This window comes from Streptomyces sp. NBC_01352, assembly GCF_036237295.1.
In the GTDB taxonomy this organism is placed as follows: Bacteria; Actinomycetota; Actinomycetes; order Streptomycetales; family Streptomycetaceae; genus Streptomyces; species Streptomyces plumbiresistens.
On the sequence record NZ_CP108354.1, the window covers coordinates 3,757,328 to 3,772,805 of the forward strand.

The window sequence follows — 15,478 nt, forward strand, 5'->3', positions numbered from 1 at the left end:
GGGAAAGGACGCGACGCCATGTCGGAAGCCGTCACCCGTACCGCCACGACACATCCTGGCCTCCTTGCGTCACTGGATCCCCTGTTGCGGGAGTGGCTGCCGCGGCAGCGCTGGTTCGCGGGCAAGGGGCGCCCGGTCACCGGGTTCTCCCTGGTGGCGGCCACCGAGCTGCTGCCACCGACGGCGAAGCAGGGCGTGTACCACCTGCTGGTCCGCGCCCACCAGCCCCTCGCCCTGGGCAGCGCGCCGCATCCCGGTGACTGCTACCAGCTCCTCATAGGCGTGCGCGAGGCGCTGCCGCCCCGGCTGGCGCCCGCGCTGATCGGACACGTCGAGGACGGTCCGCTCGCCGGATACACGGCGTACGAGGCGCTGTACGACCCCCGGCCGGCCGAACTGCTCCTGGAGGCCCTGCGTACCCGGGCCCGCATCGGCGGGCTGCGCTTCGAACGGGACCCGCAGCAGGAGATCCGGGACGGTCTCGTGCCCCGGATGATGACCGCCGAGCAGTCCAACTCGTCGATCGTCTACGGAGATACGTTCATCCTGAAGCTGTTGCGCCGGATCGTGCCCGGCACCAACCCCGACCTTGAACTGCCGCTGGCCCTCGCCCGGGAGGGCTGCCCCCGGGTGCCCGCTCCGACGGGATGGCTGCGGGCGGAGCTGGACGGGGAGACGTACGTCCTCGGCGTCCTCCAGCCGTTCGTGCAGGGCGCTTCCGACGGCTGGGAACTCGCGCTGCGGGAGCTGGCCAAGGGCGAGGACTTCGGCGCGGAGGCACGGTCGCTGGGGCGGGCCACCGCCGAGGTGCACACCGCGCTCGCCCGCGCGTTGCCCACGGTGACCCTCGGCCACACCCAGCTCCAGCTGCTGGCCGACGGCATGATCGAGCGGCTGGAGGCGGCCGTGCAGGCGGTGCCCGCGCTCCGGCCGTACGCGCCCGGGCTGCGCTCCGCGTTCACCGCGCTGGCCGACCTGGCCGCGGAGGGCCTCACCTGGACCGCGCAGCGCATCCACGGCGACCTGCACCTCGGCCAGTGCCTGCGCTCGCCGGCCGGCCAGTGGTCGCTGATCGACTTCGAGGGCGAGCCGTCGAAACCGCTCGCCGAACGCCGGATGCCGCAGCCGCCGGCCCGGGACATCGCGGGCATGCTCCGCTCCTTCGACTACGCGGCCCACTCCACCGACCTGCCGGTGCCGGGCTGGGCCGAGGCCTGCCGGGCGGCGTACTGCTCCGGGTACGCGGAGGTCAGCGGCGTCGATCCGCGGACCGACCCGGTGCTGCTGCGCGCCTACGAGACGGACAAGGCGATCTACGAGGTCGTCTACGAGGCCCGCCACCGACCCGACTGGCTCCCCGTGCCGATGGCCGCCATCGAGGGCTACGTGACATCCGACCTGATCTGACCGACCAGATTTTCGCCCAGGAGGCTCCGCCAGTGACCCCCCGCACACCGTCCAGCGGTTCGGATCCGAAGAAGACGGCTGCGCAAGCCGCGAAGAGTGTGAAGAAGGCCGCGGAGAAGGCGACCGCGCCCAAGAAAACGGTGAAGAAGGCGGCGGCGAAGAAGACCACCGCCGAGAAGACGGTGACGAAGAAGACCACGGCGAAGAAGACGGCCCCGGCCGCCAAGAAGGCCACCACGAAGAAGGCCGGCACGAAGAAGGCCACCGCGAAGAAGGTCACGACCAAGAAGGCCGCGGCGAAGAAGGTCACCGCGCCGATCCCCGCTCCGCGGCAGGAGGCACCCGTCGTGGTGTCCCCGGCCGTGGACGCCGGTGACCGCGAGCGGCTGCTGGCCGGCACCCACCACGCCCCGCACTCGGTGCTCGGCGCCCACCCGGTGCCCGGCGGTATCGCCTTCCGCGCGTTCCGGCCGTACGCGCTGTCCGTCACGGTCGTCGCCGGGGAGCTGCGGGCCGAACTGCACGACGACGGGGACGGCTTCTTCTCGGGACTGCTGCCGCTGCCCGAGGTCCCGGCGTACCGGCTGCTCGTGGCGTACGAGGGGACGGTCCAGGACACCGAGGACGCGTACCGTTTCCTGCCCGCGCTGGGCGATCTCGACCTGCACCTGATCGGCGAGGGCCGGCACGAGCAGCTGTGGACGGCGCTCGGCGCCGAGCCGATGACCCACCAGGGCGTGACCGGCACCCGCTTCACGGTGTGGGCGCCGAACGCGCGGGGCGTGCGCGTAGCCGGCACCTTCAACTTCTGGGACCCGACCGCGTATCCGATGCGTTCGCTCGGCGGCACCGGCGTGTGGGAGCTGTTCCTGCCCGGCATCGGCGAGGGCGAGCTGTACAAGTTCGAGCTCACCCGGCCGGACGGCTCCAGGACCCTGCGCGCCGACCCGCTGGCCCGCCGCACGGAGGTCCCGCCGAACACCTCGTCCATCGTGACCTCCTCGCACCACGAGTGGCACGACGAGGAGTGGCTGGCCAGGCGCACGGACACGCACGCCCATGAGGCGCCGTTCTCGGTCTACGAGGTCCATCTGCCGTCCTGGCGCCCCGGACTGACCTACCGCGAACTGGCCGAGCAACTGCCGGCGTACGTCAAGGACCTGGGCTTCACCCACGTCGAGCTGATGCCGGTCGCCGAGCACCCCTTCGGCGGCTCCTGGGGCTACCAGGTCACCGGCTTCTACGCCCCGACCGCCCGCCTCGGCACCCCCGACGACTTCAAGCACCTGGTCGACGCGCTGCACCAGGCCGGCATCGGGGTACTGATGGACTGGGTGCCGGCGCACTTCCCGCGCGACGACTGGGCCCTGGCCGAGTTCGACGGCCGTCCCCTCTACGAGCACGAGGACCCGCTCCGGTCCGCCCACCCCGACTGGGGCACTCTGGAGTTCGACTACGGCCGCCGCGAGGTGCGCAACTTCCTGGTCGCCAACGCCGTGTACTGGTGCGAGGAGTTCCACATCGACGGCCTGCGCGTGGACGCGGTCGCCTCGATGCTCTACCTCGACTACTCGCGCGAGCCGGGCCAGTGGACGCCCAACGAGCACGGCGGCCGGGAGAACCTGGACGCGGTGGCCTTCCTCCAGGAGATGAACGCCACGGTGTACCGGCGGGTGCCGGGGGTGGTGACGATCGCGGAGGAGTCCACGGCCTGGGACGGAGTGACCCGCCCGACCGACACCGGCGGCCTCGGCTTCGGGCTGAAGTGGAACATGGGCTGGATGCACGACTCGCTGGACTACGTGAGCCACGACCCGATCCACCGCAAGTACCACCACGGCGAGATGACCTTCTCCATGGTCTACGCCTACAGCGAGAACTACGTCCTGCCCATCTCCCACGACGAGGTCGTCCACGGCAAGCGGTCCCTGGTGTCGAAGATGCCCGGCGACTGGTGGCAGCAGCGCGCCAACCACCGCGCCTACCTCGGGTTCATGTGGTCCCACCCCGGCAAGCAACTCCTCTTCATGGGCCAGGAGTTCGCGCAGGGCGCCGAGTGGTCCGAGGCACACGGCCCGGACTGGTGGCTCCTCGACCCCGCGTACGGGGCCGAGCCGGACCACCGGGGCGTGCGGGACCTGGTACGGGACCTCAACATCGTCTACCGGCACACCCCGGCGCTGTGGCAGCGCGACACCGACCCCTCCGGTTTCCAGTGGGTGGTCGGCGACGCGGCCGAGGACAACGTCTTCGCGTTCCTGCGGTACGACGCGGAGGGCAGCCCGTTGCTCGCGATCTCCAACTTCTCGCCGGTGGTCCGCCACGACTACCGCCTCGGCGTTCCGGACGAGGTCCCGGCCTGGCACGAGTCCCTCAACACGGACGCGGCGAAGTACGGCGGCAGCGACGTCACCAACCCGGACGTCATCAAGCCGGAACCGCAGCCGTGGCACGGCCGGACGGCCAGCATCCGGCTGACGCTGCCGCCGATGGCCACGGTGTGGCTGCGGCCGGCCTAGGGCCTGCCCGCCGGATCATGCCGCAGACGCGGGGCATGGCACGCCGATCTGCGGCGTTGTCGTCGGTTGCCGATTCCCCCCACTCTCGACTTCGCTCGAGCGGGGGGACCCCCATCGCATCGACGCCCTCCTCCGCCTTGCAGCTCGACGCACCATGCCCCGCTCACCTGCGTCGATCACGCACCGCCGATTTCCTGCGACCTGATCCGCCGGACAGGCCCTAGCCGGTCGTCAGTCGGCTGCCGTCCCGGCGGCAGCCGACAGTGCCACCGGCTGTCCGGTACGCAGCGACTCGTAGGCGGCCAGCACGATCCGGAGGGTGCGCAGGCCCGACTCGCCGTCGGGGGACGGGCGCCGTCCGGTGCGTACGGCGTCGAGGAACTCGTCCAGCATCGCGGCGTCCAGATCGGCCCCGCCCGCCTCCCAGCGGTCGCGGCCGGTGGCGGAGTCGAAGCCGCCGAGCAGCGGGGGGAAGGCGTCGAACTCCACGATCGCCTTCTCGCCGACGCAGGTCATGGCGAGCCCGCCCCAGGTCGGGTGGTCGGGTGGATGGCTCCAGCTGGCGTCTACCCCGGCGACCACCCCGCCGGGGTAGCGGATGGTGACCAGGCCCGCGGTCTCCACGTCCGGTGCGGGCCCGCCGTCGTCCAGGATGCTGTTGGCCTGGGCGTACACCTCCGCCGCCTGCTCGCCGTCCAGCAGTGCGTCCACGAGGTCGGCGAGGTGGACGGTGTGGTCGGCCAGCGCTCCGCCGCCCGCCAGTTCCGGGTCGGCGAACCAGGGGCGCGAGCGGGCCGGGTTCGAGCCGTTGTTGGCTCCGTGGACGCTGATCAGCCCGCCGAGCAGGCCGTCGGCCAGCGCGCGGCGCAGGGCGACGAAGGCCGGGCTGAACCGTACGGGATAGGCGGTCATCAGCCCGACCCCGGCGCGTGCGCAGGCGTCGATCATGGCCCGTGCGTCCGCCTCCGTCGTCGCGAGGGGCTTCTCGCACAGCACGTGCGCCCCGGCCGCGGCGGCCCGCTCGACCAGGTGCCGGTGCCGGGCGTTCTCGCTGGTGACCACCACGGCGTCGGGGCTCAGGGCGAACGCCTCGTCCCAGGTGTCGACGTAGGCCGCGCCCAGGCGTTCGGCGAGGTCCCGGCCACGGGTGGGGTCGTCCGGCGGGGCGTCGGGGTCGGCGGTGATCAACTCGATGTCCTCGCGGTCGCGCAGCAGCCCGATGTAGGTCGCGGCGTGCACATGGGCGAAGGACAGTACGGCGACTCTCACTGGTCGATTCCCCCTGTGGGTGCGGTGGTTGTCTGCGGGGCGAGCTCGATGGTGCGCCCGGTACGGGCCGACTCCGCCGCCGCCTCGGCGATGCGGACGGCGGCCACACCGTCCCGGCCGCTCACCCGTGGTTCCGGACCGCCCGCGAACGCCTCGGCGAACTCGCGGATCTGGGTGAGGTAGGGCGACTCCCCGAAGTCTGAGCCCGGTATACCGTCCGCCGGGCCGCCGGACGCCGCGCCGGTGATCCGCAGGTCGAGGTGGGCCTGGGAGTCGTGCTGGACGGTACCGCCGGTGCCCGAGACGTGGAACGTGGTGCGGAACGGCGTCGCGGGCGGCCCCCACACCCCTACGACCTGGGTGAGGGTGCCGCCCGCGTGGGTGAGGACGGCGGTCCCGGTGGCGACCGCCCCTTCCGGGGCCGGGGCGGTGAGATGCCCCTGCTGCCGGGCGTGGACCCGCACGACGTCTCCGAACAGCCAGCGGGCCATGTCCATGTCGTGGAGCATCTGGTCCGTCAGGATCCCGCCGGACCGTGCCGGGTCGGCGAACCAGCCGCTCCAGGTGGGATAGCGGCCGGTACGGGTGAACCGGGCGACCGCCACCCGGCCCAGGCCGCCCCCGGCGACGAGGGCGCGCAGGCGGGCGTAGGCGGGGAAGTAGCGCACGACGTGTCCCGGGTACAGCAGCACCCCGGCCGCTTCCGCCGCGTCGGCCATCTCCGCGGCCTCGGCCGCGCCGAGCGCCAGCGGCTTCTCGCACAGGACGTGGGCCCCGGCCGCGACGGCGGCCAGGGTGATCTCCCGGTGGGTGTCGGTCGGCGTGCACACATCCACCACGCCGGCCCCGGCGATCGCCTCACGCAGGGAGCCCACGGACGTCGCGCCGAACTCGCGGGCCAGGGCGGGCGCTTGGCCGTCGGGTGCGTAGAGGCGTACGCGCGCGCCGAGGGCGACCCACGCGGGCAGATGCGTGCGGGCGATGCCGCCCGCGCCGATCAGCGCGACTTCGAGTTCTGCCATGGAATTCTCCGACCTCCTGTGTGGTCAGCCCTTGAGGGCGCCGCTGAGTACGCCACTGATGAAGTGCCGCTGGAAGAACAGGTAGACGAGCACCACCGGGGCGATCACGATCAGGGTGGCCGCGGCGAGCAGCGGCACGTCGACGCCGTACTGCCCGGTGAAGAAGCCCAGTCCGGCGGGGGCCGTACGGCGGGCCGGGTCCTGGATGAGAATGAGCGGGAGCAGGAACTGGTTCCAGCTCCACACGAAGTACAGGACGCCCAGCGTGGTCACCGCCGGGCGGGAGCTGGGCAGCAGGATCCGCCAGAGGGTCGCCCATGACGAGGCGCCGTCCAGCCGGGCCGCTTCGATCAGGCTGCGCGGCATGGTGGCGAAGTGGGCGCGCATCCAGAACACCCCGAACGGCATGAACGCGCCGATCTCCGCGAGGGCGAGACCGGGCACCGTGTTGGTCAGTCCCAGGGCGCGCATGTCGTAGTAGAGCGGGATGACAGTGCCCTCGGTGGGGATGGACAGGCCGAGCAGCAGATACGCGTAGAGCCGTCCCCGGCCGGGGACTTCGAGGGTCGCCAGCGCGTACCCGGCCAGGGTCGCGCACACCACCGCGGCCGGCACCACGCACAGCGCGATCACCACACTCGACCGCAGCAGCGTGCCGAAGCCCGCCGCGGACCAGGCGCGGGAGAAGTTCTCGAAGTGCAGCCCGTCGGGCAAAGCGAAGCCGGTCAGCGGAGCGCCCGCCGGCTGGAGGGAGGCCAGCAGCAGGGAGGCGAACGGCACGAGGACGGCGGCCATGAACAGCGCGAGCACGACGGGTGCCGCCAGCCGCCCGGTGACCGCTCTCGCTGATGTGGTCACGGTGCCTCCCTGGACAGCCGGTTGATCACCAGGACGGCGAGGGAGATGACCACTGTCAGCACGATCGCCAGGGCGCTGGCCACACCGACGGCGCCGCCTCCGAAGGCGAGGCGGTAGATGAGGATGCCGGGGACGACGGTGCTGTTGCCCGGGCCTCCCCCGGTGGTGATGTAGATGAGGTCGAAGCTGGACAGGGCGGCGATCACGGTGATGGACAGCGCGATGGCGAATTCCGGCCGCAGCAGCGGGACGGTGATGGCCGTGAACTCGCGTACGGGGCCGGCCCCGTCCATCCGTGCGGCCTCGTATATCTCCTGGTCGATGCGCTGGGTCCCGGACAGGAACAGCACCATGCACAGGCCCGAGACGACCCAGGTCCCGATCAGTCCGACGGCCGGCAGGGCCCAGGTGAAGCTGCCCAGCCAGGCGTCGGTGAGGCCGCCGAGGCCGACCGCCCGCAGCGCCTGGTTGAGGGTGCCGTCCTCGCCGTACACCCAGCGCCAGAGGATGCCGACCGCGACCAGCGGGATGACCTGGGGCAGGAACAGCACGGTGCGCACCAGGGCGGTCCCCCGGCGCCCGGCACGCCGGGACACGATCGCCGCCGAGACCAGCCCCACGCAGATCGGCAGGACGGAGAAGAACAGGATCAGGGCGCCCGCGTGCCAGGCGGCGGCCCGCAGTTGCGGGTCGGTGCCGATACGGCGGTAGTTGTCGACTCCGACGAAGGACGGCAGGGTCACCCCGTCCCAGTCGAACAGGGAGAGATACGCGGTGTGCAGCAGCGGCAGCACGGCGAAGAGCGTGTAGGGCAGCAGAGCCGGCAGCAGGTACAGCAACGCCACGGCCCGGCGCCGGCGGCGGCCGGACCGTACCGTGCGGGGGCGCCGGTGCACGGCGGGGCCTGCTCCCCGCTTCGCCGGACGCGCGGTGCGGGGAGCGGGGGCGGGCTCGGTCAGTCGGTCGGCCGTGGTCATTTGTGGTAGTTCTCGAAGTCCGTCTGGAGGCCGGCCAGGAACTTCTCGGGGGTGGCCTTGCCTCCGGCGAGCAACTGCAGCTGGGTGGTGAGGGTGTCGCCCATCGTCGGGCTGGAGGCGTTCTGGATGAACGGCTGCAGGCCCGCGTCCTTGACGACGGTCTGCCAGCCCTTCTGGACATCGCCCAGCAGTCCGCTCTGGCTCGGCATGGCGCCCGCGTCGGGAGCCATGAAGCCCGCCTTGGCGGTGATCGCGGCGGCCTCCGCACCGGCGCAGAAGTCCAGGAAGGCGGCGGCCGCGGCGGCGTTCTTCGACTTGCCGGACACGCAGTAGTACACCCCGGCGCCGGTGGTGCGGACCTTCCCGCCCGCGGTGACGGGCGGCATGTTGAAGTAGCCGGCCCCCTCCCCCAGCCCCTTGGCCACCGCGGCCGCGGCCCAGTTGCCGCTGATCCGGAAGACGCCCTCGCCCTTGGCGAACGCGGCGGTGGCGTCGTTGTCGCTGACGCCGTTGACCTTGGGGGTGACGTACCCCTTGTCCACCCACCGCTGGAGCGTCTCGGCCGCCTTCTCGGCCTCCGGCAGCACGATGGTGGCGCTCGTGTGGCCGAAAGCCCACGCCTCGCGGTCCTTCGGCGTCAGGTAGGCCGAGAGCAGCACGTTGAAGGGGTGGTTGAGGCCGCCGTCGAGGTTGCCGGCGACCAGCGCGGTCTCACCGGCCGCCTTGGCCTTGGCGAACAGGGCTTCCAGGTCCTCCAGGGTGGCCGGGGGAACGGTCAGGCCCAGCTTCCGCGCCTTGGCCTTGTTGTAGTAGACGCCTTCGAAGGACAGGCCCGCGCCCACCCCGTAGAGGTCACCGGTGCCGACGGTCTTGCCGTCCGGGGTGAGGGTGATCTGGTCCAGGCCGGGGAACTTCTCGGCCCAGCCGTACGCCTTGCCGTACTCGCCGACCTTGAGCAGCAGCCGTCCGGGGACGAGGTTCTGCATGCCGGAGGTGAACTGCGCGATGTCGGGGGCGCTGTCGGCCGACATGGTGGTGTTGATGCTCTTGAGGTAGTCGTCCCAGCCCGTGTACTGGCGTTTGACAGTGATGTTGGGGTGCTTCGCGCGGAAGGCCGCGATCAGGCCCGGGGTCATGGTGGTGTCGTCGGCGTCGGCGACCACCAGCGTGATCTTCTCGTCGGCCGGTACCGCCGTGGAGACGGGGCCGGAGCTGCTCTTCTCTGCGGACGAGGCGCCCGGGGTCAGATCGCTGCACGCGGCGAGTGCCGCGGCGCCGACCGCGCCGGTGGCCGCGAGGAAGGTACGTCTGGACAGGGACGACGGGCTGGGGCTCATGGGATCTCCTGGGCGTGACGGGACGCGGCGCGGCGGAGGCGGAGGAGGAGGGGTGAGAAGATCGTTCGACTAGTTCGATAACGCAGTTGCGTTTTATAATCAGAGCGAGCCCGGCAGGCGTCAAGGACTCATGGCTGGATTGTTATCGTCGGGCGGTCACAACAGGAGGTTGATCATTGGCCACGTCCAGGGACCGGTGGCCGCTCGGCGGGCTGCCGCAGCCGCACTCCCCCGGCCGCGAACTGCCCGCGGTGGTGGGCGTGGCGGACCTGCGCGCCACGAACGCCGCGGCCATCCTCGCCGCTGTCCGCTCGGCCGACCCGCACCCCCGGCTCTCCACCCTGGCCGAGGCCACCAAGCTCTCCCGCCCCACCGTCGAGGCGATCGTCGAGGAACTCACCGACCGCGGGCTCATCGAGGTCGCCCCGGCCGTCTCCGCCCGTGGCCAGCGGTCGCCGGGCCGCCCGGCCCGCCGGTTCCGCTTCTGCCCGCACGCCGGCTTCGTCGTCGGCGTGGACGTACGGGCCCGCTCGGTGAGCGCCTGTCTGGCCGACCTCGACGGCCGGCCGGTGGCCGTCGAACGCAAGGCGGTCCGCGCCGACCTGGGTGGCCCGGCCCGCGCCCGCGCCGTCGTGGCGGTGGTGCGGAGCGCGATCGAGCGCTCCGGAGCCGACGCCGGGCGGGTGTGGGCCGCGACCGTGGGCACCCCCGGCCTGGTGGACCGGAGCAACACCCGCATCCGGCAGGCGGACAACCTCAAGGACTGGGCCGAGGCGGACATCGTCACCGTCCTCCGCGACGCCCTCGGCTGCCCGGTCGCCGTGGAGAACGACGCCAACCTCGCCGCGCTCGGCGAGCAGTGGCGCGGGGTCGGCGGCGCGGCCGACGAGATGGTCTTCGTGCTGCTCGGGGAACGCCTCGGGGCCGGTGTCATCACCGGGGGGCGCCTGCTGCGCGGACACCGCGGCGCGGCCGGAGAGATCGGCTTCATCCGCTTCCCCGGCAGCACCTCGTCACAGCCCGGCCTCGAACCCCTGGTCCCGGATCCGGAGGCGGAGGCGGCCATCACGTCGTACGGGCGGAGACTGGCCGCCGGGATCGCCCCCGTGCTGCTCGCGCTCGACCCCGCGCTGGTCGTGCTCGGCACCAGCCTCTTCCCCGACCCCGGCTTGCGTCCGGCGGCGGAACTCCTCCTGAGCGCCGCCGAGGAGGAAGCCGGCAACCTCCTGGTCGACCTGCCGCGCTGGCAGTTGTCCGCCCTGGGCGACGAGGCCGTGATCACCGGCGCGGTCCGCTTCGCCCTCTCCTCGGTCGAAGAGGTGCTGCGCACCCGCCCCACCAGCCTTCCTGTCATGCCGACCGAGTCGAGTGGTGGGAAGAAGGCATAGGCCGGGGGCCGGGGGCCGGGGGCCTGGGGCGGTCCTACCCGAACGCCTCGGCCAGCGCCTTCGGCAGTTGCCCGGTGTGCAGCACCCCGAGCCGCTGGGTCGCCCGGGTCAGCGCGACGTACAGGTCGCTCGTGCCGTAGTGCGCGGGCTCGACCACCAGCACCGAGTCGAACTCCAGGCCCTTCGACTGCCGGGGGTCCAGGAGTACGACGGTCCGGGTCAGGTCGGGCTCCGCGTCCGCCGTCACTCCGTCCAGCCGGGCGGCCAGCCGGCGGTGCAGGTCCCGCGGGGCGATGACCGCGAGGCGGCCCTCGGCCGGGGTGAGTTCCCCGACCGCCTTGGCCACGGCTTCGGGCAGGTCGTCGGTGGCGCGCACCCAGGGCCGTACCCCCGTGGACCGCACCGAACTCGGCGGCTCGAAGCCGGGCTGCTCGGCACGTACGACGGCCGCCGCCACGTCCATGATCTCGGCCGGCGTACGGTAGTTGACGCCGAGCCGGGTGTGCTCCCAGCGGTCCTCGACGAACGGCTCCAGGATGCCCGACCACGAGCCGACGCCCGTCGCCTCCGCGGTCTGCGCCGGGTCCCCGACCAGGGTCATCGAACGGGTCGGGCTGCGCCGCATGAGCAGCCGCCAGGCCATCGGCGACAACTCCTGCGCCTCGTCGACGATGATGTGCCCGAACGCCCAGGTGCGGTCGGCCGCCGCGCGCTCGGCGGCGCTGCGGTGGTCGTCCTCCTCGTGGCGTTCGGCGAAGCGCTCCGCGTCGATGATGTCGTGCGCGGACAGGACCTCGGAGTCCTCCTCGTCCTTGTCCTCGAACTCGTAGGTGCGGGAGGCGTAGGAGACGTCGAGGACGCCCTGCGCATAGGCGACCTGCGTCTCGCGCTCCCGCTCCGCCCGCGCCCGCGCCACCCGGTCGTCCTCGCCGAGCAGTTCCGCCGCCTCGTCGAGCAGCGGTACGTCCGCCACGGTCCACGCCCGCGTCACCGGGCGCCGGATGGCAGCGGCGTCCTCGGCGCTGACGTACCCCTCGGGTTCCGCCAGGAAGTCGGCGACGAGCCGCTGCGGGGTCACCCTCGGCCACAACTGGTGGATCGCCGACCAGACTTCCGGGTTCTCGGCGAGTTCGTCGCGGATCTGGGTGATGTCGCTCGGGTCCAGCAGATTGGAGCCGTCGTACGGGTCCGTGCCGATGCGCTCGGCGACCATGTCGGTGAGCGTGTTGAGGATGTGGCCCTCGAAGTGCTCGCGTGCCGCGTTGTGCGGGAGTTTGGCCGCCCGGGTGCGCTCGCGGGCCATGTTGACCAGGTCGTCGTCCAGCATCAGGATCTCGCGGTCGTGCTCGATCGTGATCACCGGGTCGGGCAGCGACTGACGGTCGCGTACGACGGCGGCGAGGACGTCCGCCATGTCGGCACGGCCCTTGACCGCGGCCGCCTCGGGCGGGTCCGTCGCCCGTGCCTTCACGCCGGGGAACAGCTCGCCGACCGTGGCCAGCAGGACACCGGTCTCGCCCAGCGAGGGCAGGACCTCGCCGATGTAGCCGAGGAAGGCGGGGTTGGGGCCGACGATGAGGACGGCCCGCTTGGCGAGCAACTCCCGGTGCTCGTACAGCAGGTACGCGGCCCGGTGCAGGGCGACCGCCGTCTTGCCGGTGCCCGGGCCGCCCTCGACCACCAGGATCCCTCGGTGGGGCGCGCGGATGATCTCGTCCTGCTCGGCCTGGATGGTCTGCACGATGTCGCCCATCCGGCCGGTGCGCGCGGAGTTGAGCGCAGCGAGCAGGACGGCGTCGCCGGTCGGGTCCTCGTGGCCGGTGCGGGTGGCGTCACCGAGGTCGAGGATCTCGTCGTGCAGGGCGGTGACCCGGCGGCCGTCGGTGGTGAGGTGCCGGCGCCGCCGCAGGCCCATCGGGGTGTGGCCGGTGGCCAGGTAGAAGGGCCGGGCGACGTCCGCACGCCAGTCGATCAGGACCGGCGTGCGCTCGTCGTCGTCGGCGCGCAGGCCGATCCGGCCGATGTGGTGGCTGACGCCCGAGGTGAGGTCGATCCGGCCGAAGCAGAGCGAGCCGTCCACCGCGTTCAGCGCCGCCAGCAGGCCCGAGCGCTCGGCGACCAGGATGTCCCGTTCGAGGCGGGCCTGCATGGGGGTGTTGCCCTGGGCGAGCGCGTCCGTGACCGAGCCCTCGGTGTCGCCGCGCAGGGCGTCGACCCGCACATACAGCTCGTCGATGAATTGCTGCTCCTGCCGCAATTCAATGTCTTCACTGTCTTGAAAACCGGTGTTTGACAATTCCGCTCCCGCCCGGATATACTGTGCTCACTGAGCTTCTTTGCGACTCAATATCCTTGAAGTCGCGAACCATTGAATATACGCAAAGAAATCCCCCGAGCGCAATTGCTCGGGGGATTTCTGCGTAGCCGGGGCGCGTAGTGCTCAGAGCACTTCGGACAGCTCCTCCAGGAGCCGGCGCTTGGGCCGGGCCCCCACCATCGCCTTCACGGGCTCGCCGCCCCGGAACACCATGAAGGTCGGCATGGACAGCACCTTGTACGCGTTGGTGGTCTCCGGGTTGGTGTCCACGTCCAGCTGGACCACCTTCAGCCGCTCCCCCTCCTCCTCGGCGAGGGCGCTGAGCACCGGCCCCATCTGCCGGCACGGCGGGCACCAGTCGGCGGTGAACTCCACCAGCACCGGCAGCTCCGCCCCGATCACCTCCGCCGCGAAGTCCGCGTCCGTCACCTCGGTCACACCCGCCGCCTTGATCACGTGAGGTTCCTCCCCAGCTCGCACACCGGTTCCGGACCGCCCGGAACCTCCGCCTCGGCCGCCAGCTCGTCCCGCGCCCGCTCAGCCCTCACCAACTGCGCCCCGACCTGCCCGCGCACGGCCTGCAACTCGCCGATCAGGTCGTCCAGCTCCGCCAGCTTGCGCCGGTAGACCTCGAGCGACGCCGGGCACGAGTCGCCCTCCGGATGCCCGGCCCGCAGACACTCCACGAACGGCCGCGTCTCCTCCAGGTCGAACCCGAAGTCCTGCAGCGTCCGGATCTGCCTCAGCAGCCTCAGGTCGTTCTCGTCGTACGTCCGGTATCCGTTGCCGCCCCGCCGCGCGGGCAGCAGCCCCCGCGACTCGTAGTAGCGCAGCGTCCGGGTCGTGGTGTTGGCCCGCGCGGCCAGCTCGCCGATTCGCATGGGTACGAACGTAAGCCTTGACGCCGACGTCAAGGCAACAGCGGTTTCCGCTCCACCGGAGAGGTCAGCACGATCGAGGTCGTTGTGCGCCCGAGGACGGAGACGTCTTCGAGGACTTCCTCCAGGTGGACGGTGTCCTGGACCGCGACCTTGAGGATCCAGCAGTCCTCGCCGACCACGTGATGCACCTCGGTGATCTCGGGTCGCTCCATCAGCTCCAGGGTCCTCGGGTGTTTCAGGGTGTAGCCGCCGTGCGGGTTGACGCGGATGAACGCCTGGATGCCGTACCCGAGCCGGCCCGGGACGACATGGGCGCCGTACCCGCTGATCACGCCCGCCGCCTCCAGCCGCCGTACCCGCTCGGTGACCGCCGCCGGGCTCAGCCGGACCCGGCGGCCCAGCTCGCTGAGCTTGATCCGGCCGTCGGTCTGGAGCAGCTGGAGGATCTGCCGGTCCAGCGCGTCGAAGGCCACCGAGGTTTCGTCGGCAGCGGCGCGCGGATGCCGCGGTTCTTTCGGTGCGGCGGCCGGAACTCCCATGGTTCCCCCTTCAGTACGTGCGTGTACGCCGGGAGAATTATGGTCATGGACAAGGCACGAGAGGTATTGGTGATCGGCGGAAACCGCTATTTCGGCAAGCGGCTCATCGCGCGGCTGCTGGCGGCCGGGGACCGGGTGACCGTACTGAATCGCGGATCGTCGCGGCCGCCCGCGGGCACCATTCATCTGGTCGCCGACCGGAATGACGAGAAGTCACTGACGGACGCTCTCGGTGCCCGCACCTTCGACGTCGTCGTCGACCAGGTCTGCTACACCCCGCGCCAGGCGGAGACCGCCCGCCGGGTCTTCGCCGGCCGCACCCGCCGCTATGTGATGACCTCGACGGTCGAGGTGTACGAGTACGAGGACTCGCCCACGCTCGTACGGGAGGCGGCCGTCGACCCGCTGACCGTCCCCGTCGACCTGGAACTCCCCTGGGACGACCCGGAGTTCCTCGAGACCCACTACGGAGAGGGCAAGCGGCAGGCGGAGGCGGTGTTCGCGGCCGTCGGCCCGGAGTTCCCGCATACGACCGTCCGCGTGGCCCATGTGCTGGGCGGCGCCGACGACTTCACCGGGCGGCTCCAGCACTACGCCGACCGGATAAGCAGCGGCGAGCCGATCGCCGTGCCGGTCGTGAACCGGCCCGCCACCTATGTCCACGTCGAGGAGATCGCCGACTTCCTGGCCTGGGCGGCTGGCGAGGACTTCACCGGCCCGGTCAACGCGGCCTCCGACGGTCTGCTGACGACGCAGGAGTTGTGCGAGGCGGTGGCGGCGCACTTCCCGGACGGCACGACGGTCCTGCACCCCGTCGAGGTCGGCGAGGTCTCGCCGTTCTCCTTCGCCCGCTCCTACGGCATGGACAACTCCCGGGCCGCGCGGCTCGGGTTCACCTTCGGCGACGTACGGCGGTGGCTGCCGGGTGCCGTGGCCGAGACCCTGGGAAAGGGCGGCAACTGAC

General features: G+C 71.7%; 13 protein-coding genes. 4 read left to right on the forward strand and 9 right to left on the reverse strand.

The window, feature by feature from the left end; translation table 11 throughout:
- Window positions 1-18: 18 nt before the first annotated feature.
- Together OG252_RS17325 and glgB are read left to right on the forward strand one after the other, a co-directional pair.
- Entirely contained in the window at window positions 19-1,407 is a 1,389-nt protein-coding gene (locus OG252_RS17325; RefSeq protein ID WP_329337088.1) for a maltokinase N-terminal cap-like domain-containing protein, read from the forward strand.
- Window positions 1,408-1,439: 32 nt separating this feature from the next.
- Window positions 1,440-3,926, forward strand: a complete 2,487-nt coding sequence (gene glgB / locus OG252_RS17330; RefSeq protein ID WP_329337091.1) for a 1,4-alpha-glucan branching enzyme — start codon at window positions 1,440-1,442, stop codon at window positions 3,924-3,926.
- Between the two features lie 231 nt (window positions 3,927-4,157).
- On the opposite strand, the gene OG252_RS17335 is transcribed toward glgB, so the two are convergent.
- The 5 genes from OG252_RS17335 to OG252_RS17355 are packed head-to-tail and all read right to left on the reverse strand — an operon-like array spanning window position 4,158 to window position 9,389.
- Window positions 4,158-5,195 carry a Gfo/Idh/MocA family protein gene (locus OG252_RS17335; protein WP_329337093.1) on the reverse strand — a complete coding sequence of 346 codons (1,038 nt, stop codon included), beginning with the start codon at window positions 5,193-5,195 and terminating at the stop codon, window positions 4,158-4,160.
- Window positions 5,192-6,217, reverse strand: coding sequence for a Gfo/Idh/MocA family protein (locus tag OG252_RS17340; RefSeq protein WP_266433625.1), 1,026 nt, complete (start codon window positions 6,215-6,217; stop codon window positions 5,192-5,194). Before OG252_RS17340 ends, OG252_RS17335 begins: the two co-directional genes overlap by 4 nt.
- 24 nt (window positions 6,218-6,241) lie before the next feature.
- Complete coding sequence (locus tag OG252_RS17345; RefSeq protein WP_266433627.1) at window positions 6,242-7,075, reverse strand: carbohydrate ABC transporter permease; 834 nt, start codon at window positions 7,073-7,075, stop codon at window positions 6,242-6,244.
- Window positions 7,072-8,052: a carbohydrate ABC transporter permease gene (locus OG252_RS17350; RefSeq protein WP_266433629.1), complete on the reverse strand. Its 981-nt coding sequence runs from the start codon at window positions 8,050-8,052 to the stop codon at window positions 7,072-7,074. Before OG252_RS17350 ends, OG252_RS17345 begins: the two co-directional genes overlap by 4 nt.
- Window positions 8,049-9,389: an ABC transporter substrate-binding protein gene (locus OG252_RS17355; RefSeq protein ID WP_266433631.1), complete on the reverse strand. Its 1,341-nt coding sequence runs from the start codon at window positions 9,387-9,389 to the stop codon at window positions 8,049-8,051. Before OG252_RS17355 ends, OG252_RS17350 begins: the two co-directional genes overlap by 4 nt.
- Window positions 9,390-9,565: 176 nt before the next feature.
- On the opposite strand from OG252_RS17355, the gene OG252_RS17360 reads away from it, so the two are divergent.
- Window positions 9,566-10,777 carry an ROK family transcriptional regulator gene (locus OG252_RS17360; RefSeq protein ID WP_329337096.1) on the forward strand — a complete coding sequence of 404 codons (1,212 nt, stop codon included), beginning with the start codon at window positions 9,566-9,568 and terminating at the stop codon, window positions 10,775-10,777.
- 34 nt (window positions 10,778-10,811) lie between these two features.
- Here OG252_RS17360 and OG252_RS17365 read toward each other — a convergent pair whose 3' ends face one another.
- The 4 genes from OG252_RS17365 to OG252_RS17380 all read right to left on the reverse strand — a co-directional run bounded on the left by OG252_RS17365 (window position 10,812) and on the right by OG252_RS17380 (window position 14,514).
- Entirely contained in the window at window positions 10,812-13,034 is a 2,223-nt protein-coding gene (locus tag OG252_RS17365; RefSeq protein WP_329337098.1) for a HelD family protein, read from the reverse strand.
- A gap of 183 nt (window positions 13,035-13,217) precedes the next feature.
- Entirely contained in the window at window positions 13,218-13,532 is a 315-nt protein-coding gene (locus OG252_RS17370; RefSeq protein ID WP_266448064.1) for a thioredoxin family protein, read from the reverse strand.
- 14 nt (window positions 13,533-13,546) lie between these two features.
- A complete protein-coding gene (locus tag OG252_RS17375) occupies window positions 13,547-13,975 on the reverse strand; it encodes a MerR family transcriptional regulator (RefSeq protein ID WP_329337100.1) in 429 nt (142 codons plus the stop codon).
- A gap of 29 nt (window positions 13,976-14,004) precedes the next feature.
- Window positions 14,005-14,514 (reverse strand): Lrp/AsnC family transcriptional regulator, encoded by a 510-nt coding sequence (locus OG252_RS17380; protein WP_329337102.1) that lies wholly within the window; start codon window positions 14,512-14,514, stop codon window positions 14,005-14,007.
- A 45-nt stretch (window positions 14,515-14,559) separates the two neighbouring features.
- Here OG252_RS17380 and OG252_RS17385 point away from each other — a divergent pair, with 45 nt between their 5' ends.
- Window positions 14,560-15,477 (forward strand): NAD-dependent epimerase/dehydratase family protein, encoded by a 918-nt coding sequence (locus OG252_RS17385; RefSeq protein ID WP_443068408.1) that lies wholly within the window; start codon window positions 14,560-14,562, stop codon window positions 15,475-15,477.
- Window position 15,478: the final 1 nt, after the last annotated feature.